Raw genomic sequence first — 22,228 nt, forward strand, 5'->3', positions numbered from 1 at the left:
ACCACCTCTTTCAAATTTATAAGAAAAAAAAGAGCCCTTCTCCAACTAAGGAAAAGGGCTCAAGTAGAACGGTACCACCTTTTTTGAGTAGTCAAAAAAACTACTCACTTTAAATAACGGACAAACTTATCCGCTAGCCTGATATTGGTGGCAACCACGATGATCTACATTATCGACATCGAACTCAGAAATGATTTTCAAAATTCTCTTAACGGTCACTTCACACTAACCATGACTCACTGGGCGTAGTTGAGATTTCTACTTTTTTCTTCAACGTTTGTTTTTGTTTATGGCTCATATTATATTCACAAGAAAATTAGATTTCAAGGGTTTTACTTAATTTATTTCTAATTTATTTTCTTAGTATTCACTTGAAGATTTGCTTCTTCTACTTTATAATGATTTCAATTTCGTAAAATATCTAAAAAAATATTTTTTTGAAGTCGTTGATACCACGGGGTTCGGTACCGCTTGCAAAAAATGACTACTTCAGAAGGTTGTAATCATAACAATTTAATGTTAGGGTGTTTTTACAAAATTAATTTTTTTCTAATCAACGGAGGGAACAATATTATGACAGAAACAAAGAAAGTAGTTTTAGCTTATTCAGGAGGTTTAGATACATCAGTTGCTATTCCTTGGCTTAAGAACAAAGGATACGATGTTATTGCTTGCTGTATTAATGTAGGAGAGGGTAAAGACCCTGAATTTATTAAAAATAAAGCGATTCAGGTGGGTGCGGTTGATGCTTTCTCAATCGACGCCCTAGACGAATTCGCCGACGAATATGCTTTAGTAGCATTACAAGGACATACCCTTTATGAAGGAACATATCCTTTGCTCTCCGCTCTATCCCGACCTCTGATTAGTAAAAAGTTAGTAGAAATTGCACATCAAGAAGGAGCTGACACCATTGCTCATGGTTGTACCGGTAAGGGTAATGATCAAGTTCGTTTTGAACTAGCAATCCACGCTTTAGCACCTGAGCTTGATGTTCTTGGACCTGTTCGTGACTGGCACTGGTCACGTGAAGAAGAAATTGATTACGCTAAGGAAAACAATATTCCTATTCCTATCAATTTGGACTCACCATACTCAATTGACGCCAACATTTGGGGACGTGCTAATGAATGTGGAGTTCTTGAAGATCCATGGGCAGAAGCTCCAGAAGATGCCTTTGGTATTACAAAACCAATCGCTGAAACACCAGATACACCAACAAGTATTGAAATTACCTTTGATAAAGGTGTTCCAGTTGCTCTAGATGGCGTTGAAATGAAATTTGCTGATATCATCAAAGAAATCAACACAGTTGGTGGTGAAAATGGTGTCGGAAGAATTGACCACATCGAAAACAGATTAGTTGGTATCAAATCTCGTGAAGTTTACGAAGCACCAGCAGCTATGATCTTGATCAAAGCTCATAAAGAACTTGAAGATCTAACTCTTGAACGTGACCTTGGTCATTTCAAACCAGTTATTGAAAAAGAATTAAGTGAGATCATTTACAATGGTCTTTGGTTCTCACCATTAATGAAATCACTTCTAGCATTCTTAGACGAAAGTCAAAAGTATGTTAACGGTGTTATCAAATTACAATTATTTAAAGGTAATATTTGGATTCAAGGACGTAAATCAGAGAATTCACTATATGATCTTGACCTTGCTACATATACATCAGCTGATTCATTTGACCAAAAGGCCGCTGAAGGATTCATCAAATTATGGGGTCTTCCAACAGAAGTTGCTGCTCAAGTAGCTGCCAAAAATGCTGATAAGAATAAAGACGAGGTAAAATAATGGGTACTAAAAAACTCTGGGGTGGACGTTTCCAGGCTCAAGCTGAAACTTGGGTCGATGAATTTGGCGCTTCCATTGGATTCGATCAGTTAATGGCTGATGAGGATCTTGAGGGTTCTTTGGCACACGTTAAAATGCTTAAGAAAACGAAGATTTTGAATGAATCCGATAGTGATCAAATTATCGCTGGACTTGAAAACCTTCAAGAAGAATTACATGCAGGTAAACTTCACTTTACAGTTGAAAACGAAGATATTCATATGAATCTCGAAAGTATTTTGACTGATGAAATCGGACCAGTTGCAGGTAAACTTCATACCGGCCGATCACGGAATGATCAAGTTGCAACTGATTTCCATCTCTATGTAAAGAATCGTTTGCCTAAGATCATTGAAGAAATCAAAACTATCCAGAGTAGCTTAGTTGATTTAGCGGATAAAAACGTTGAAACAGTTATGCCGGGATATACTCATTTGCAACATGCTCAACCAATTTCATACGGTCATTATTTGATGGCTTACTATTCAATGCTAAAACGTGATGTTGAAAGATTTGAATTCAATATGAAACACGCAGATATTTCACCATTAGGTGCTGCAGCTTTAGCAGGAACTACTTTCCCGATCGACCGTCAATTCACAGCCGACGAATTAGGATTCAGTAGTATTTATACTAATTCATTAGATGCCGTATCTGATCGTGACTTTGCATTGGAATTCTTGAGTAATGCGTCAATTTTAATGATGCATTTATCACGTTTTTGTGAAGAGATCAGTATGTGGGTCAGTTATGAATTTAAGTATCTAGAATTGAGTGATCAATATACAACCGGAAGCTCAATTATGCCTCAAAAGAAGAATCCAGATATGGCTGAACTTATCCGTGGTAAAAGCGGACGTGTATACGGACATCTTTTAGGATTGCTTTCGACAATGAAATCATTACCATTGGCATATAATAAGGATCTTCAAGAAGACAAAGAAGGTACATTTGATACAGTCAAAACTCTTTTGCCAGCCTTGAAAGTCTTCAATGGAATGATCTCCACTATGAAAGTTAATAAAGACAAGATGTATCACGCTACTATTAATGATTTTTCTAATGCAACAGAATTGGCTGATTATTTAGCTACCAAAGGTATTCCATTTAGAGAAGCCCACGGGATAGTTGGCCAATTGGTATTGAAAGGTCTTGAAGAGCATCGAAACTTGCAAGACATCACAATGGAAGAGTTTAAGAAAATTTCTCCATTGATTGAAGAAGATGTCTATCCGGTCCTGCAACCGGAAGTTGCTGTAGCTAGAAGAAATTCATATGGCGGAACAGGTTTTGAACAGGTAAAGAAACAAATCCAACAAGCCAAACTAGAGTTGGCAGAAAAATAGAGGAGTCCTCGAATAGAGGCTCCTTTTTTGCTGCCTACGGGAGAGCGATAGTTGACCCGCTGTGCGGCCGATTCCAGCCAAGGTCTGGAATCTCAATTTTGAGCTTTGCCTTCGCAAATCTCAGAATCACCGATGCCGTAAGAACGGCTACGCCGTTCAACGCCATTGTCACTGCGGGTCAACTATCGCTCTTCCTCCGGCTCGTTCTGCACGGATAAATTAAAAATAAATAATCCTTAATTATACAGAAACTTTTATGAATTCTGTGTATCTAAGGATTTTATTTTCCAGTCTGTATAGCCGAAGAATTTGAGTAATGAAAACAGTTGCGCAAGTGATGTAGAACGGTGATTTTCCGTTCGTACATCACCGACGATTCTGAGATTTGCGGTAGCAAAGCTCAAAATCGAGTCTTCAGACCTTGGCTGAAGACGGTCGCGTAACAGGTGGAATTACTCAAACTCGTAGGCGGCAACCAAAACATCCATCTTAGTTGTTGACATTTGTAAACTCAAAGAATAATATATAACCAAGGATTACAAATGTAAACAAGGGAAAGAGGAAATCATTATGGTAAAAATTTTAGTTTTGATCGTTGGTTTAGCAATTATAGGATTTATAGGTTGGTGGTTCTTTGGTAAGCATGAAGTCGCAGAAATATCTGCAGATGTTTCTGATAAGGGTCAAAGTATTGATGTTGAGGTCAATGGTGGCTATTCACCTGAAACTGTTGTTTTAAAGAAAGGCGTTCCAGCCACACTTAATTTTACGAGAAAAGATAAATCCAGTTGTTTGGATCGTGTAGTTTTCTCAGATTTTGGAATCAATCAAGCTTTACCTATTAATGAAAAGCAAGAGATCAAAATTGATACTACCAAAGCTGGAGAATATCAATGGGCTTGTGGAATGGATATGTTCCATGGCAAGTTGATCATCAAATAGTTAGGGGATCATAGTATGTCAATTACAAAACGTTTTTGGATATCATTAATATTTTCATTACCAATGTTGGCCAATATGATTTTAATGCCATTTGGTTGGATGTTACCGGGTGGTAATTGGACACAATTAATTTTAACGACAGTTATCATGGTTATTTCAGCTAGACCTTTTTGGCAGAGTGCTTGGGCTTCTTTTACTAAGCATCATTCAAATATGGATACATTAGTTGCCATTGGTACTGTTACAGCCTATGTGTACAGTATTTACGCTATGGTAACAAAACAGCCGGTTTTCTTTGAGAGTGCTGCTTTTGTAACGACTTTTGTTTTATTAGGACAAGTTTTTGAGGAACGAATGAGAAATAATGCTTCTAATGCAGTTGAGAAGTTGGTTGATCTTCAGGCTAAGGACGCTGAGGTTATGCGTGATGGTAAATTGGTTAAGATTCCACTTTCAGATGTTGTTGTAGGAGATATCATCCGTGTAAAGCCTGGTCAAAAGATTGCCGTTGATGGGATGATTACTGAAGGAACATCAACTATTGATGAATCTATGGTCACTGGTGAAAGCATGCCGGTTTCTAAAAAAACTGGGGATAAAGTTATTGGTTCGACTATCAATAGCAATGGTACCTTCATGTTTAAAGCTGAAAAAGTCGGCGATGATACGATGCTTTCACAAATCGTTGAACTTGTTAAGAAGGCTCAAAACAGTCATGCTCCAATTCAAAATTTAACCGATAAAGTTTCAGATATTTTTGTTCCTGCAGTATTGATCATCGCTATTTTAACGTTTGTAGTTTGGTACGTTCTCTTGGGTGCCAGCGTTGCTAGTTCATTGATCTTTGCTGTAGCAGTTGTTGTGATCGCCTGTCCATGTGCATTGGGATTAGCCACTCCAACAGCTCTAATGGTTGGAACTGGACGTTCTGCCAAGATGGGTATTTTGATCAAAAATGGTGAAGTCCTTGAGGCTGTTAACGACATCAAATCAGTTGTATTTGATAAGACAGGGACTATCACAGTTGGTAAACCTGAAGTTACAGATATTGTTGGAAATGAAAAAGCTGTTCTTAAGGTGGCTACTGGTTTGGAACAATCTTCAGAGCATCCTTTAGCTTCAGCAATTGTTAAAAAAGCTGAAGAAAATAACGTTTCCGTACCTAAGGTCAGTCAATTCAAAGCAATTGAAGGAAAAGGTGTCTCAGCCTTGATCGATGATAAGGAATCATTTGTTGGAAATGATAAATTGTTAGACGATGTCAAAATTGACGCTAAATTAGAGCAACAAGTTATCAAACTTCAAGAAGAGGCCAAAACAGTTGTCTTTGTCGGAGTTGAAAATAAAATTATTGGTTTGATCGCCATTCAAGATGCTCCTAAAGAAACGTCTAAAGAAGCAATCGCCGATTTAAAGGCTCGTGGATTAAAGACCGTTATGTTAACTGGTGACAACAAACGTGTAGCCGATGCAGTTGCCAAACAGGTTGGAATTGATTCAGTTATTGCTGACGTGTTGCCAAGTGACAAAGCTGATCATGTTAAAGCACTACAACAAGATGGTAAAGTTGCCTTTGTCGGTGATGGTATCAATGATGCTCCAGCCTTGACCGTCGCAGATGTTGGTATTGCCATGGGTTCAGGTACCGATATTGCTATTGAATCTGGTGGAATCGTCTTGGTTAAGAATGATTTACGCGATGTTGATCGTGCTTTAGCATTGAGTAAGAAAACCTTTAATCGAATCAAACTCAATTTGTTCTGGGCATTCATTTATAACATTCTAGGAATTCCAGTTGCTGCGGGTATCTTTTATGGAATCGGTTTAACCCTGAGTCCAGAATTAGCCGGTTTAGCAATGGCCTTTAGTTCCTTGTCTGTTGTGACAAGTTCAATGTTATTAAATAAAGCTAAAATTACTAGTAAAGCTAAATTTGCATAATAAAATAATCTGAAGAATTCGTTGATCAAGATAATTGGGATTAATTATTATCTTGTTTTAACAAATGAATTTGTAAAGATTAATGAGGTATATTAGAGTAAAAAAAGACGGAAATTTCCGTCTTTTTTTGTTTTCAGTCCTAAATTAGAACTATTATAAAGGGTATAAGAGGGGGACGTGACTGATATGCGATTTCAACAATTGAAACATAGATCAAATTCTATTTTAAGGAAGAAATTATATAAGTCTGGTAAAAACTGGATAGTAAAATCCAGTTTAAGTTTTGCAGGGGGATTAATTCTTTTCGGCGCAACACAAGTTATCAATGTTTCGGCTGATACAGTTCCCGTAGATCAAAGCCAGAGTGTAGATACTGAAGTACCACAGACTGCTTCTAAACCGAATTATGAAAGCAAATCTGGGACTCAAAATCCAACTACAGAACAAATAAATACGCCAACTCCAGATCCGTCTGAGGTAAGTTCAAATACTCAACAAAATACAAATAATACTGATCCAACAACTGTCACAAAGGATACTAACCAAAGTAATAATCAGGTTATTGATTCAAGATCTAACAATATTACACCTCAAGTAAAATCTAATTATAGTGTGCAGACTAGAACACCAATAGCACAAGCTAATGCAGAATCACCAGTACAAGAACAAACTGACAATAATCAAGTAACTACTCAGGTTACGGAAGCAACACTTCCTGCTGATAAAAGTTCGCTGGGTAGTTGTTATTATTATATTGATGATAACGAAGTTTTACATATTACCGCTGGTGAGTTTACCCAAGAGCAATATGATGCAGAGTATGACCGGATACATGGATCTACGAGTAAAAATGTTAGTTCAATTTTTAATAGCATCGCTAAGCCTTATAATAAAATTTCTTTTGATGGAAAGGTTATAGCACATGGCAGTATTGCAAACTTCTTTAACAGTGTAAAGGCAACCGAAATAGACAATATAGATAATTTTGATACATCAGATGTAACCGATTTTAGTAACTTTTTGGCAAATAGTAAAATACAATCATTTGATTTGGGAAAATTGGATACAAGTAAGGCTACATCAATGTCAGGTATGTTTTCTGGATGTACTGATTTGAATAGTTTGAATACTATAAATAGTTCAACTAATAAAATATTTGATGCTTCAAAAGTTACCGATTTTTCCAATATGTTTAATCAAACAAATTTAACATCAATAGATTTAACAGGATTAGATACTAGTAGTGCAAATAATATCAATGGTATGTTTGCTCAAAACTCTAAAATGAAAACAATTGATGTTTCTGGCTTGGATACTTCCAATGTTACTAATATGGGTAATGTATTTCATTCAATCGGAATTTCTGGAGATGGTTTTGTTGATATCAAAGGATTAGATAAATGGGATACGTCCAAAGTTACTGATATGTCAAACATGTTTGCAAATGATAATTTTGATACAGCTAAAATACAACACTGGGATACATCAAAAGTAGAAAATATGAATGGAATGTTTCAGGACTCTACTCTTAAAGGGGAATTGAATCTACCCAATATTGTTGGTGAGAGTCTTACTAGTATGAGAGATATGTTTTCAGGAGCAAAATACTTAACTAAGATAAATTTAAGTAATTTGGATGGTTCAAAGTTAGTTGATGTTCCGACTGAAAGTAATATTGAAACGGCGCTTACGAGTGCATTTTATAATTGTTCCAATTTACAAGAAGTCGATTTAGATAATTTTAATAGTAAGAATGTAAATGATTACACGACACTTTTTGCTGGCTGTCCCAAATTAACTACAATTAAATGGCCTTATGAAACGACAGATAAGGCAACTAATTTTAGTCAAATGTTTAGTGGAGACAGTAGTTTAACGACAGATGAGTTAGATTTTTTGAAAAACTTTGTTACTTCAAATGTAACTATATTTAATAATATGTTTAATGGCTGTACTAGTATAACTACTCTTGAACCTGTGGAGTCTTGGGACGTTAGTTCTGGAACAGACTTTTCATCCATGTTTCAGGGTGATTCTTTGTTGACGAAGTTAGATTTATCAAACTGGAATATTAATAATGCAATTATTTTAAAACGTTTCATAAGAAATTGTGTTTCCTTAACCAATCTGAAATTGCCGAACTTTGATCCTAAAAATTCCGATGTAAATATGGAATATATGTTAGAAGCTGACGATAAGTTGAATCTGCTAGATCTCTCAAAGTTTATTATTCCAGAAGATGCTAAAAAAGAGGGAATGCTTAGCAATGTTAAACACCTTTATAAGTTGGTTTTGAGTAAAAAGGTAAACTTAGATGGTACTGATTTAAGCTATTTTGATATTTACAAAGGCTGGAATAATGTTGGCACTGATACTGACGATGAACCTGAGAGTAATCTGGGTCTGCATGATGCTAATATGATGATGTCAACGTACAGTAACAACAGTGGACCTGATGATACTTGGGTTATTGCTGAACGTAAGATAGTTGATTATCAGATTAAATATGTTGATAACGATACGAAAAAAGATTTGAATCCGGATTATGATATAAGTGGCCAATACCGTGAGGGGTTGGATTTATCTATCCCAACGCTTAAGCAAAATGGGATCTTGTTACCAGGTTATGATGCAGAAACATATTATGATGATAAGGGTATCTCGTACTGGGATGGGAATAATCTAACTGAAACGATCCCAGATTATGGAACTGCTGCTGCTAAGAATCTAGTTTATACAGTTGGAGTTCCTAAAGTAGATCCATTTACTATTAAAATCAGTGACGTATCAAATCCAATTGTTCTATACGTTAATGAAGTCGTTAAAGATAATAAAGGATTGCAAGGTTTAAATAGCACTAAGCAATTGGATCCTGATAAAACAATGCTGCATGTCCAAATGTCAGGTGATATTGATAGAGATTATACTGAAACACAGTACTTTGATAGATACCAAAAGAAAGCACCTACAAATATTAAAAATCTAATCGATCTGTTTTTTGATTTGAATGGTATTTTAAATAATGGAGAAGTATTGTCGGGTGGTAATTTATCAGTTGATGTAGCTTATGTTCCTAATACTAATAACAATAATGGCAATTCAGGTAATGGAACAGTGGATCGTGCTGTTCAAGATATCGACCAAACCAGTGCTACTTTCAGTGATAGGCCAGCGGTTCAACTTTATGATTTTGATGGTAATGTCATTGCAAATAGGAAATTAGGTGTCAATACAGATTGGTACAATGATCAAGAAATGACTTTGAATGGTCAAAAATATTATCGAGTTTCGACTGACGAATGGGTCAAGGCTAATGATGTCTATGTATATGTAGCATCCCTATCAAGAGTCAGAACTTATCAAGGTGGTGCCGTTCAAATGAAGAATGCGCATGTAAATAATGCACGTGGATTAGCGCCTGCTTCTGATTGGAAGACTGATCGCTATGCAATATTTAATGGTCAAAAGTATTATCGAGTATCGACTAATGAATTTGTTCCTGTTAATAAAGTATATAAGTATGAAGATAGTAATAAAGTCATTCATTCTAGACGTGCTACACCGCTTTATGATGAACATGGTAATAGTATTGGACGTACTTTAAATCCTGATACAGATTATAAGACTGATAAGTATGTTGAAATTGGCAATGAACCCTATTATCGAGTTTCCACTAATGAATTCGTTAAAACTAATGACATAGATTAATTTTAAAAAAGACGGAGATTCCGTCTTTTTTTTATTAATTAATTTATTTAAAGGACTATTATAGATGGTAGAAGGGTAAGTGACTGGAATGCGATTTCAACAATTAAAGCGTAGGTCAAATGTTATTTTAAAAAAGAAATTATACAAATCAGGGAAAAATTGGGTGATAAAATCCAGTTTAAGTTTTGCCGGAGGGTTGATTCTTTTCGGTGCAACACAAGCTATCAATGTTTCAGCTGATACAGTTCCAACTGTTCAAACTCAAAGTGTCGATACAGGAGCACAACAAGGAGCAGCCAAGCCAGTTGATACAGAGAATAGTACTGAAACTCAAAATTCAACTTCTGAGCAGACTAGTACACTGACTCCAGATACGACAAATATTCAACAAAATACAGATAATACTGATCCAACAACCGTGACCAAGAACAGTAGTCAAAATAATAATCAAGTTGTGGAGACAGGATCGAATAATTCTACACCTCAAGTAAAAGTTAATTATGATATTAAGACTTCAACACCAGTTGCACAGGCAAGTGCACAGTCACCAGTCAGTAATACAGACAATAATATTGCACCACAAAATCAGACTCAAGTAACACAGGAGACTGATCCCAAAACAGTTCCCGCAGGTTCTATATCCTTGGGCAGTTGTTATTATTATGTTGATGATAATCAAGTTTTACACATTACTGGTGGTGAATTCACTCAGTCAGATTATGACGCAGCTTTTAAACGAATAAATGAAAAAAATAATACAAATAACTCAATTTTCACTGGTACCGATAAATCGTTTAACAAAATATCCTTTGATGGAAAAGTTATAGCACATGGAGATATCTCAAGCTTTTTTGAATTTTCACAAGCTACAGAGATTGACAATATAGAAAATCTTGATACTTCAGATGTGACTAATTTTACTAACTTTTTAGCAAATAGCCATATACAATCATTTGATTTAGGAAAACTAGATACAAGTAAGGCTACTTCAATGAAAGGTATGTTTCAAAATTGTACCAGTTTGACTAGCTTGAATACTAGGAACGCTGATGGTCAGATATTTAATACTTCAAATGTTATTGATTTTTCCGATATGTTCTATAATACAAATTTAAGTTCATTAGATCTTATAGGAATGGATACACGTAAAGCTACTAATATGGATAGTATGTTTGCTAGTAATAGTAACCTGCATTATCTAGATGTTTCTAGTTTTAATACCTCAAATGTAACTGATATGTCAAATATGTTTCATGCAATTGGTTCTTCGGGGAATGGTTTTGCCGATATTGCTGGATTAGAGAAATTCGATACTTCAAATGTAACTGATATGTCGTTTATGTTTGTACAGGATGATTTTGACAGTTCTAAATTACAAAAATGGAATACTTCAAAAGTTCAGGATATGAGCAGTATGTTTTTGTACTCTAATCTTAAAGGAAAACTAGATCTATCAAATTTTGTAGGTGATAGTCTTATTTCTATGTCATCTATGTTTGATGGTGCAACCAAGTTAACAGAAATAGATTTAAGCAATTTGAATGCTAAATTAAAAGATACTATAGATAGTAACGGTTTTAATAAATATGGATTTATGCGTGCCTTTGAAGGTTGTCACGATCTGGTAAAGGTCGATCTATCTAAACTTAATACTAATGACGTAAAAAGATATTCGGATGCTTTTCAAAAATGTCCTAATTTGACTACGATCATTTGGCCCGAAGTGTCTACAGAGTACGCAAATGATTTTGATTCTATGTTTGCGGGTGATAGTAGCTTAACTTCAGATAATTTAGCTTTCTTGAATAAGTTTAATACTTCAAATGTTAAAATATTTAGATCCATGTTTTCTGGATGTCAAGGTATAACGACACTTCATCCTGTGGAATCTTGGAATGTTGATTCAGGTTCAGATTTTTCTTACATGTTTAATAATGATACTTCCCTAACAAGTTTGGATTTATCTAAGTGGAGTATTAATAATGCAAAAATTCTAAATAATTTATTTGCACTTGACACTTCATTATCAAATTTAAAGTTACCAAAGTTTGATGATCCTCAAGATCCTAGCTTAAGTATGGAAGAAATATTTGCACAGTGTGATAAATTACATTTACTAGATTTCTCTAATTTTAATATTCCGACTACTGCTGATAAAGATGGTATGTTTGGTGGTGCTCAACATCTTTATAAATTGGTTTTGAATGATAAAGTAAATTTGAATGGTTCTAGCCTAAGTTATTTTGATATTTATAAAGGCTGGTATAACGTCGGTAATGGTACTGATGAAGACCCACAAGGTAATTTGATCCTTCATGATGGTAATGAAATGATGAAGACATACAGTAATAATGATGGACCTGATGAGACATGGGTCATCGCTGAACGTAAATATGTTGATTATCAAGTAAAGTATGTCGACTATGATACTGGCAAAGACCTAAACCCAGCTTATGATTTGAGCGATGAAACTCGTGAAGGTTGGAATGTTAGTATTCCTACATTTAGTGAGCGTGGCATTTCAATACCAGGATATGAATTAGATACTTATTATTATGGCGACGATGGAACAGATTATTCGGATGGATACGATTTGGAAGTTCAAATTCCAGGCTACGGGACAGCCGCAGCCAAGAATTTAGTTTATACGGTCAGGGTAAAGAGTAAGGCTCCATTTATTATTAAAATAAGTGATGTCTCGAAGCCGATTGTTTTAAATGCTGGAGATCCTAATGCAATTAAAGATAGTGTAGGACTTAAAAATCTTGATACGACTAAGCAATTGGATCCAGATAAAACAGCTCTTAGTATTGAAATGACCGGCGGTGAGATGAATTACACTGAACAGCAGTTTTTTGATCGTCTTAACAGAGTGCTGCCTACATCCATTCCAATAAGTAAAAACGTAAAAGATTTAGTAGATCAATTTATTAAATTTTCTGGATTGGTATCTGATGGAGAAGTGCAAATATCTGGTACCCTAACAATCAATGTTTCGTATGCACCTAATACAGGCAATAATAGTAGCAGTTCCGGTAATTCAGACAGTGAACCAGTAAATCGTATCGTTCAGGATATCGACCAAACTAGCGCCACGTTCAGTGATCGACCAGAGGTTCAATTGTATGATTTTGACGGTAATCTCATTAAAAATAAATTATTAGGGACCAATACCGATTGGCATAATGATCAAGAAATGACCTTAAATGGTCAGACTTATTATCGGGTATCCACAGATGAGTGGGTCAAATCTGATGATGTGTATGTATACGTGGAACACATTTCTAAAGTTAGAACTTATCAAGGTAGTGAAGTGCAATTGAAAGATGCACATGTAAATAATGCACGTAAATTGGCACCAGCCACTGATTGGAAGACCGATCGTTATGCGATATTTAATGGTCAAAAGTATTATCGTGTATCAACTAATGAATTTATCCCAGATGATAAAGTATACGAATATCAAGATAGTGATAGAGTGATTCATTCAAAACGTGCTACACCGGTATATGATGAACACGGTAATGGTGTTGGATCTACCTTAGCACCTGATACGGATTATAAGACTGATAAGTCTGTTGAAATTGGCCGTGAACCTTATTATCGAGTTTCGTCAAATGAATTCGTTAAAACTAATGATATAGATTAAATAAAAAAAGACGGATATTCCGTCTTTTTTTATTAATTAATTTATGTAAAGGGACTATTATAGGTGGTGGAAGGGTAAGTGATTGGTATGCGGTTTCAACAATTAAAACGTAGATCCAATGCTATATTAAAGAAGAAATTATATAAATCAGGGAAAAATTGGGTCATAAAATCCAGTTTAAGTTTTGCTGGAGGATTAATGATTTTTGGAGCAACACAAGTCGTTAATGTTAAAGCAGAAACAACAGACCCAACACAAACTACACAGGAAAATTCTGATAATACGAATAGTCAAATTCAACCAGCATCGGCAAGTCAAACGACAGATACTGATTCTACTGCGACAACAGACAGACAAGTTGTTAATACAGATAGCAATAATGAAAAAAACGTAGACAACTCAGTTGTTACACCAACAACTGATAATGCACAAAAAAGTTCTGGTGTAGCAAATAGTCAGAGTAATGTTCAGACGAATCAATCTGTTCAAGTGACGACGCCACAAAATAATACGCGTTCAGTCGCGCAGGCAAGTGCACAAGCACCTGTCCCAACACAAACTAATACAAACCAAGTTCAACAGGCCTCTTCAGCTGATCCTGATGATATACCATATGATACACATTCATTAGGACCAGAAGTTAAGTATTATATAGATGATAGTAGGACATTACATGTTACCGCTGGGGACATTAGTGAATCCACCTATCACATGTATAGTGAAACGGGCGCAGTAAATACTAGTCCGTTTAATATTGGTGTATCTAGAGATTACGATAAAGTTGTTTTTGATGGAGAAGTGACTCTACACGGAGATGCTTCTAATTTCTTTATGGGTGTTCCAGCAACCAGTATTGAGAATATCGAAAAATTAGATACATCGGATGTTACTAATTTTAACAACTTTTTTAGTGATTCTAGTTTAAAATCCGTAGACTTATCAAAACTTGATATGAGCCACGCCACAACTGTGAGAAATATATTTAATGGTTGTGCTGATTTAACTGACGTTAAGATGAAGGATGATTCTGGTAAAACGGTTGATACCTCAAAAGTAACTGATTTTTATGGTATGTTTTGGGGCGCTTTAGCACTAAAAAATTTGGACGTATCAGGTTTAGATACTAGTAGTGCCACAACTATGGTAGATATGTTTTCGGGTGACCAAAGTTTGCAAAAATTAGATGTTTCAAACTTTAATACATCTCATGTAACTAATATGTCCAGTATGTTTAACAATTTTGGCTCTGATGTGGGTAAGGTTGATATTATTGGTCTTGAGAACTGGGATGTAAGCAACGTCAAGTCAATGGACAATATGTTCGATGGTGTAAATTTTTCTCCAGCAGGGTTAAGTACGTGGGATACCTCAAATGTTATTTCAATGATGACGATGTTTCAGAATTCTAAAATTGAAGGTGAACTTGACCTATCTAATTTTACAGGTGATAGCCTTCAATCTATATCTGGGATGTTTAATGGTGCATCATTAATAACTAAAATTAATTTAAAAAATTTGAAATCAACTATGATGAATGATACACATAATAACCAATACTATATTAGTGATTCTATTAAAGAAGCCTTTGCAAATTGTACAGCTCTTACGTCTGTTGATCTATCGTCCTTTAGTGGTTCCAAAATAAAATCGTTTAATAATTTATTCCATTATGATAAAGCATTGACCACAATAATCTGGCCCAATATAGATACTGATAGTGCCACTGATCTTAGTAGTATGTTTAGTTGGGATACATCTATGACGACAGACTCTTTTAAATTTTTAGATAGATTTAAAACATCCAAAGTAACAGACTTTAGTGGGATGTTTAATAATTGTCAAAATATGACTTCATTAGATTTGTCTAACTGGGATGCATCAGCTGCACTAGACTTTAGTACCATGTTTAGTGAATGCGATAGCTTAACAGATTTGAAGTTGCCAAAATTTGAGAACAAGAGTGCTTCCGATTACTTAAATATGAATAATATGATTTCTGACTGTAACAACTTATCTAAACTAGATTTAACTAATTTTGTAGTTCCAATTGATGCTAACAGGAGTGCAATGTTAAGAAATTCTGATAATATTAAGACGCTTGTTTTAAATAGTAAGTCTAATCTTAATGGGACTGAATTGTCATACAGTGATATCTATAAAGGCTGGAGTAATGTTGGTACAGGTACCGTTGATGATCCTGAGGCGGATATTCTTAATCAAGATAATGATTCCTTATTTAAGGGTTCAGATATGATGGCGCTATACAATAATGATAAGGGTCCTAGCGAAACATGGGTAATTGTTGAACGTAAACTTGTTCCATATGTAGTTAAATATGAAGATTATGATACCGATGCTGATCTTGGAGATACGTATGACATTAGTGGTACAGGCCGTGAAGGGCTGAGTTTTGATATTGAAACATTAGCGCAACAAAATCTTTCATTACCAGGATACGATACGGGAACTATTTATTATAATGGTTCTCCTTATTCTGGATCAGTTAAAGCAACTTTCCCCGCATATTCGGATGAAACTGCCAAAACGCCAACTGTTTATATTGTAAAAGTTAAAAAAATAGAACCATTCAAAATAATAATAAGTGATGTAAAAGATCCGATTGAATTAGAAGTCAATGATCCTGATGCGATTGCTGAAAATACAGTTTTAAGTAGTTTGGATAATGTTAAACAACTTGATCCTGATAAAACGACAATAGATATTGGTATTGGAACACTTTATTCAGAAACAGATCTTTATAATTTGATTAATCAAAGTTATCAAACTAACTATTCACCAAGTAAAACGGTTAAAGGATTGGTTTTTGATATTATTAATATTTTAGGAGGAGGTAATGGTAAAGTAGTGACACAATCAGTAACTTTACCTATAAATGTAGTTTATGCGGCTAATCAAAATACCGGTGGATCTTCAACGGGTAGTACAACTGGTACAACAGATTACCGTACTGTTAGAAGTGTAGCTCAAACAATTGCAACATTTAGTGATGGACCAGCAATTCAAGTTTATGATTATAACGGGAATGAAGTCTTCGGAAAAACACTTGATCCTAATAGTGATTGGAAGAATGATCAGATAATGACTTTGAATGGTCAAACTTACTACCGGGTATCGACAGATGAATGGATCAAGTCCGATGATGCATATGTATATGTGGAGCATATTTCAAAAGTCAGAGTTTATAAAGATGAAGTTGCTCAATTGGAAGATGTACATATGAAAGTTGATGGAAAATTGCCTGTATCAACTGATTGGAAGACGGACCGTTATGTGATTTTTAATGGTCAAAAGTATTATCGAGTATCAACCGATGAGTTTGTTCCTGTTAATAAAGTGTATGAATATCAAGATACAAATCAAATCGTCCATTCTGAACGAGCAACACAACTTTATGATGAGCGTGGTAATAGTGTTGGTCATACGTTGAACCCAGATACAGATTATAAGACTGATAGAATTATTCATATTGGTCAAGTGACATATTATCGAGTGTCAACTGATGAGTTCGTTCGTGAGGATTCGGTATTATTTAGGTAGTGCCGCATACGTGTACAAGGTTATTGTCTTTTATGTTTAGTGAAGAATGTATAAAATTGCTTTAGGACATTATTATTCTCTCCTTGGATTGGGGTTAGTCGCTTAAATCCTAATATGAGAATAGTAATGTTCTTTTGTTTTGCTTAAAAATGTTAGGAATGGATTCTTTTCGTAAAAAGGGCATGAAAATGTAATCGAGTTTGACGGTAGTTTCAGAACATGATAATTTGTTAATAAATAAAGGAGGGATGACTGGTGTCAGTATCTATGTAAGGACAATAATTTGAGCAATTTTGGCTGGGAGACTAGTTTATTTGACTCGCTCAAACTGCCTTGCAGAAGATATCGATATTAGAACTCCTTCGATATAATCCTTGGTGCAGTTTGATACTGCACTTTTTTTGTATTCTGAAAGGCATTTTGCAAATAATTAGGAGAATACAATTGAAAAAAATTGATTTAAAAGAAGTTACATTAAGACAAGAAACACCTGCAGATTACCGTGAAACTGAGACCCTGGTTAGGAATGCGTTTTGGAATCAGTTTCAACCTGGAGCAATCGAACACTATTTGATTCATGTCATGCGTGATGCTGATAGATTCATTTCCAAATTAGATATAATAGCTAAATATCAAGGTAAAACCGTTGGTCAGATTGCTTATATGGAAAACTATATTCAAGGTGATGACGGAATCAAATATCCTGTAATTGGAATTGGACCAATCTGTGTGGCGACGGAATACGAGGGAAATGGGATCGGTGAGAAACTTATCAATTACACGCGTGATTTAGCAATTCAGATGGGCTATTCTGCAATCTTATTACAAGGTGATCCTGATTTTTATTCTCGCAAAGGTTTTGTTCCTTCAAAACAATACAGCATTCGGACGGTTGATAATAAATATGCGGCTGCCCAACAAATCGTTGTTCTTTCGAAAACAGCATTAAAAGGTGTCACTGGAAGATATATTGAAGATTCGATCTATTTCTTTGAAATGGATGCTGTTGATAAATTTGATAAAACTTTCCCACATAAAGAGAAAATTTCGGGGGTACGTCTACAAAATAAAATTAATCAAATTGTTGGGATGGTTGAAGATTACAATGGTTAAAATTTTCAGTAGGATAAAAACTATATTCCTTCAAGTGTACAGTTAAAATAGAATGCTATTAAAAAAAAGGCGTAATTCCGACAGAAATGTCGTAATTACGCCTTTTTCTATAAATATCTTTCACTTATATTTGCTGGGATTTTTTTATTGTCGTAAAACAAATCATCATCTGGCGTAATGGAACGCATTTTCTTTGCAGGATTACTCCAAAGTAATATCGTATGAGAGTTAATAAAAAAGTGAGTAATTAAATCTTCCGTTGGAGATTTAATTACTCACTAGTCTTAGTCTGTTTTATATCATATTACATAGTATAATGAGCCGGAGATTTTGAGTAATGGGCCAGTTGCGCAAGTGGAGTAGAACGGCGATTTTCCGTTCGTACACCACCGACGATTATGAGATTTGCGTAAGCAAAGCTCATAATCGAGTCTTCAGACCTTGGCTGAAGACGGTCGCGTAACAGGTCCCATTGCTCAAAATCGGAGGCGGAAACCCTAGACAGACTCAACAGCTTTCCATGTCCATGTGCTGGTGTAATTACCAGGAACAGTAGAATTATTGTTTTTAAAATCCAGTTTAATATTATCTTTGATAATATCGGTCATATTAGTTGTGGTTAGCCATACTTCACTACTAGCTCTAGGTGTCTTACCAACAAACAATTCAGTATCTTGCATTGGTTGATCATTCCAATAGAATCTATGATCAAGACTGTGAGTTTGTTCATCATCGTGAGTAAAATCGTTAACCGATAATGTAACTTTTAGCGGACATTGATTGTTTGATCGAAAGTCATGAACTTGCAAAGAGCCACTGATATCAGGCTTGATCTTTTTGGTGCTTTTATCTTCAGAGGTTTGTTCGACCCCAAAATCGATCGAGTGTGGTGCTACTAATTGAAAGGTTCCATCCTTGTGCTGAAAGTAGAGAGTATCGCTGTCACTGTTGCCGTCATAATCAGTAATTGTCAGAACAATTTTGTGAAGCTTTACATCGTTAAATTTACTGATTGAAAGTTCAGGCAATTCCCAGAAATAGGTTGATCCAGGATGCTTATTTTCGATATCCTCGAACAATATTTCTTCTTCATTATCGTCGATTTTATAAGTGGCATTTTTAATTCTTTTACTATCTTTATCAGACCAAGTTCCAGTCAGAGATAAATTGTGGGTAGTTGGTTCGAAAGGATTTAACTCGGACGATTCCGGACTAAGGATCTCAATTGACGGGACGATTGTTGGTGGTGGATTGATTTTAATAACCGTCTGTGCAATTTCTGACAGATTGCCATCACTATCTTTTACCCAAAGTCGAAGGTAATGTGGTCCTTCCTCTAAATCCTTTATTGAAATAGCATCGGACCATTCTTGAGGTTTACCTGCTTTAGAATTCTTTTCGGATTGTTTTAGTTTCTTAATGAGTTTACCTTGATGAGTGTCATCGGTATCGACGGTATAGTATAACTCGGCATCGGTACTGTCAAAATCATACCATGTTCCAGTTACACGATAATTTTGAGCACCATCTTGAATAATATCAGGTGATGTTTCAGTACCTTTTTGATCCAGTTCAATAGCAGGAGCAAATCTTGCTCCAATAATATCTATTTGTGAGGCGTAGTGCATGGAAACCGATTTATCTACTTCTAATGTTTGAACTTTAGTATGCATCGCAAAACCTGAATCCCAAGGGCGTTCACTTTCTTTAACATTACCCAATCTTGCTCCGGCGTTAAGATTCAAACCGGCATCCCCAAGATCGTTCATATCGGCAAAACTATTTTTTAATCCTTTAGGAACATCTGGGGATTCATAATTTCCATGTGATGTGTAACCTTCACCATTGGCCCAAGGGAAACGTCCACCACCACCTATGCCTAGCAAAAATCCATTTATATAACCTTTTTGCTGATCATGGGCTTTACTGATTGAACGTCCAGCCCAGCTTGATGGTCCATTCGGTAAGTTGGTGAATAGGTTGTATCTGGAAACAGTTATATTAGATTGTAGGTAAATCCCACGATTATTTCCTAGTGCTCTGATCGGAACAAAGTCACCAGCTTTTTTTCCTTTTTCATCGCGGATCTCAGCAAAGTCTTTAGTTAGTGAAAAGTCTTTGAAGGCAAATCCCATGAACCGTTGAATTGGATATTTTCCAGTATTTGTATAGTTTATTTTTGTCAAAACACGGCCATTTTTTTCAAAACTCTGTACGATTTTTACTTCGACTTCGTAGAAATTACGACCACGTTTTACTTGTTGAAAGAAGACCATTCTTTGTTCTTCAAAGCCAGTTTTAGGATCTATCCGGTAAGAAAAAGTAGGTGCTTCAGCCATACTGTACTTTTTTTCTAAAACACCAGGTCCGGCTACGGAAGGACGATTAGATCTATCTGAAGGTACTTCTAATTCATAAATATCAGTTGTGACAAAGTCACCTTTGGATCCCAAAGATCCATCTAAAGAATGGACATCACCATAGGCATTACCATAAATGTGGTTACCGCCGTCAATTGGCCCGTTATCAATATCTCCACCTCGAGGTACAGTGATCACTAGTGAATTTGGAGCCGTCAAGCTGTCGAAACGGCCATGAGCATAACCATTATGTACATCTTTAGCAAAGGCGGCCTTAATTTTCATACCGGCAGAGGCATAAGTGTAGTCACCAAAGTATAAGAATGGTACCGCTAAAGTGCCATCAGCATGTCTTAAAGTAGGTCCTTTACTCACTCGTAAACTGTCACTTCTAGTCCAAGTAAGTTCTTCAGTATCTGGTTCATCTGTATCAGAATCCTCATCTGCTGTATCATCGTTATCGTCCTCAATAAGTGGTTCGTCATTTTCTTCTTTTGGCTCGACTAATGATTCGGCAATTTTATTTTCTTGATCTATTACTTCTTCTAAGTTTGATTCAGTAGGTTCACTATTGTTTTCAGTGGTAGTTGCGTGACCAATATATCCGTTAAAGAGTAAAAAAAATATTCCCACAATTGCAGCTAGGAATAAGCTTATGATAATGCTCTTTTTCATCTAAAAAAAATCCTCCTCAAATTTAACCTCATGATATAGTATCATGATTATTTGATTAAACAGATTCGATATTTGATAGCTTGCCTTACCATTTTTGGCGATTAAAATATAAATTAGTGAATAGTTTTTATTACGATAAAAGCCCATGTTATAAGGGTCAAACGAGGTTGACAATCTATCTGGTAAGTCTATCATTATAAATAATATTTTTTCTATGATAAATAAGGGGGAGTGGAAACTGTGTTTAATGTGTTCGTTAGAAAGGCCTTAAATGATGATTTACCTAAAATTATTAAGGTGATAAATGATGCAAAAAATTTGATCAAAGGTACCGGTAGTCCACAATGGCAAGACGGGGAACCAAGTAAGTCAGTTTTGGAAGAAGATTTAAGAGTAGGCCGTGGATATGTCTTGATCGTAAATGGTGAGGTCGCTGGTTATACAGCTTTGATGCAAACGGATGATCCACATTATGATGTTATTCAAGATGGCAGTTGGGTAAATACAACTGATAAGTATGCGACACTACATCGAGTATCAATTGCTGACGGTTATCGTGGTAAGCATTTAAGTGACTTTATGATTTCTAATTTGTTTACCATCGCTTATGAAAAAGGATTCAGAAATTTCCGGATCGATACACATGCTATGAATAAAGGGATGCAGCATATTTCTTTGAAGTTTGGTTTTGAATATCGTGGAATTATTTATGTTGGTGATAAAGAAGACGATCGTCGATTGGCATATGAACTTAATATGTAGGTTTTCACTACGATTATGAGTAATTCCTCCTGTTATGCGACCGACAGGGGCCAAGGTCTCCTGTCTCGATTTTGAGCTTTGCTTTCGCAAATCTCAGAATCGTCGGTGGTGTACGAACGGAAAATCGCCGTTCTACGCCACTTGCACAACTGGTTCCATTACTCATAATCTCCGTTTTGTATAACGGTATTATTAATATAATTTATTTCCTCAAAGGTATTACTAATGGTATTGGAATAGGATTTCAATATATTTAAACTAATTGTCAAAACTAATTAGTCGGAAGAGATGAGAAATATTTGTGGCAGTGAAAGTGGTGTTAGGACGGGTGAACT

At 35.5% G+C, this 22,228-nt stretch carries 10 protein-coding genes and 1 other annotated feature; of the genes, 9 read left to right on the forward strand and 1 reads right to left on the reverse strand.

Going from position 1 to position 22,228, the window contains the following annotated elements; genetic code table 11:
• Positions 1-50: 50 nt before the first annotated feature.
• Positions 51-283: a binding site (T-box leader), on the reverse strand.
• Between the two features lie 290 nt (positions 284-573).
• From EKM60_RS00230 to EKM60_RS00265, 8 genes are all read left to right on the forward strand, one after another.
• On the forward strand, positions 574-1,800 hold the full coding sequence (locus tag EKM60_RS00230; RefSeq protein ID WP_125711535.1) for an argininosuccinate synthase: 1,227 nt from the start codon (positions 574-576) through the stop codon (positions 1,798-1,800).
• Positions 1,800-3,185, forward strand: coding sequence for an argininosuccinate lyase (gene argH, locus EKM60_RS00235; protein ID WP_125711536.1), 1,386 nt, complete (start codon positions 1,800-1,802; stop codon positions 3,183-3,185). Before EKM60_RS00230 ends, argH begins: the two co-directional genes overlap by 1 nt.
• Before the next feature lie 570 nt (positions 3,186-3,755).
• A complete protein-coding gene (locus EKM60_RS00240) occupies positions 3,756-4,127 on the forward strand; it encodes a cupredoxin domain-containing protein (protein WP_125711537.1) in 372 nt (123 codons plus the stop codon).
• A gap of 15 nt (positions 4,128-4,142) precedes the next feature.
• A complete protein-coding gene (locus tag EKM60_RS00245) occupies positions 4,143-6,068 on the forward strand; it encodes a copper-translocating P-type ATPase (protein ID WP_125711538.1) in 1,926 nt (641 codons plus the stop codon).
• 186 nt (positions 6,069-6,254) lie between these two features.
• Positions 6,255-9,776: a BspA family leucine-rich repeat surface protein gene (locus tag EKM60_RS00250; RefSeq protein WP_125711539.1), complete on the forward strand. Its 3,522-nt coding sequence runs from the start codon at positions 6,255-6,257 to the stop codon at positions 9,774-9,776.
• A gap of 88 nt (positions 9,777-9,864) precedes the next feature.
• A complete protein-coding gene (locus tag EKM60_RS00255; RefSeq protein ID WP_164508276.1) occupies positions 9,865-13,425 on the forward strand; it encodes a BspA family leucine-rich repeat surface protein in 3,561 nt (1,186 codons plus the stop codon).
• An 87-nt stretch (positions 13,426-13,512) separates the two neighbouring features.
• Entirely contained in the window at positions 13,513-16,983 is a 3,471-nt protein-coding gene (locus EKM60_RS00260; RefSeq protein ID WP_225426980.1) for a BspA family leucine-rich repeat surface protein, read from the forward strand.
• Positions 16,984-17,427: 444 nt separating this feature from the next.
• Entirely contained in the window at positions 17,428-18,096 is a 669-nt protein-coding gene (locus EKM60_RS00265) for a GNAT family N-acetyltransferase (protein ID WP_225426964.1), read from the forward strand.
• Between the two features lie 497 nt (positions 18,097-18,593).
• Here the strand turns inward: EKM60_RS00265 and EKM60_RS00270 are convergent, their stop codons facing one another.
• Positions 18,594-21,131 (reverse strand): hypothetical protein, encoded by a 2,538-nt coding sequence (locus tag EKM60_RS00270; protein ID WP_125711542.1) that lies wholly within the window; start codon positions 21,129-21,131, stop codon positions 18,594-18,596.
• Between the two features lie 249 nt (positions 21,132-21,380).
• Between EKM60_RS00270 and EKM60_RS00275 the strand changes: the two genes are divergently transcribed.
• Positions 21,381-21,893 carry a GNAT family N-acetyltransferase gene (locus tag EKM60_RS00275; protein ID WP_225426965.1) on the forward strand — a complete coding sequence of 171 codons (513 nt, stop codon included), beginning with the start codon at positions 21,381-21,383 and terminating at the stop codon, positions 21,891-21,893.
• Positions 21,894-22,228 lie beyond the last annotated feature (335 nt).

This window comes from Companilactobacillus kedongensis (assembly GCF_003946625.1).
Lineage (GTDB): Bacteria > Bacillota > Bacilli > Lactobacillales > Lactobacillaceae > Companilactobacillus > Companilactobacillus kedongensis.

Excerpts from the sequence above, each read along its gene's own strand:
- EKM60_RS00250 (WP_125711539.1), top strand. The coding sequence starts at position 6,255 with ATGCGATTTCAACAATTGAAACATAGATCAAATTCTATTTTAAGGAAG.
- argH (WP_125711536.1), top strand. The coding sequence starts at position 1,800 with ATGGGTACTAAAAAACTCTGGGGTGGACGTTTCCAGGCTCAAGCTGAA.
- EKM60_RS00270 (WP_125711542.1), bottom strand. The coding sequence starts at position 21,131 with ATGAAAAAGAGCATTATCATAAGCTTATTCCTAGCTGCAATTGTGGGA.
- EKM60_RS00260 (WP_225426980.1), top strand. The coding sequence starts at position 13,513 with ATGCGGTTTCAACAATTAAAACGTAGATCCAATGCTATATTAAAGAAG.
- EKM60_RS00245 (WP_125711538.1), top strand. The coding sequence starts at position 4,143 with ATGTCAATTACAAAACGTTTTTGGATATCATTAATATTTTCATTACCA.
- EKM60_RS00240 (WP_125711537.1), top strand. The coding sequence starts at position 3,756 with ATGGTAAAAATTTTAGTTTTGATCGTTGGTTTAGCAATTATAGGATTT.
- EKM60_RS00255 (WP_164508276.1), top strand. The coding sequence starts at position 9,865 with ATGCGATTTCAACAATTAAAGCGTAGGTCAAATGTTATTTTAAAAAAG.
- EKM60_RS00230 (WP_125711535.1), top strand. The coding sequence starts at position 574 with ATGACAGAAACAAAGAAAGTAGTTTTAGCTTATTCAGGAGGTTTAGAT.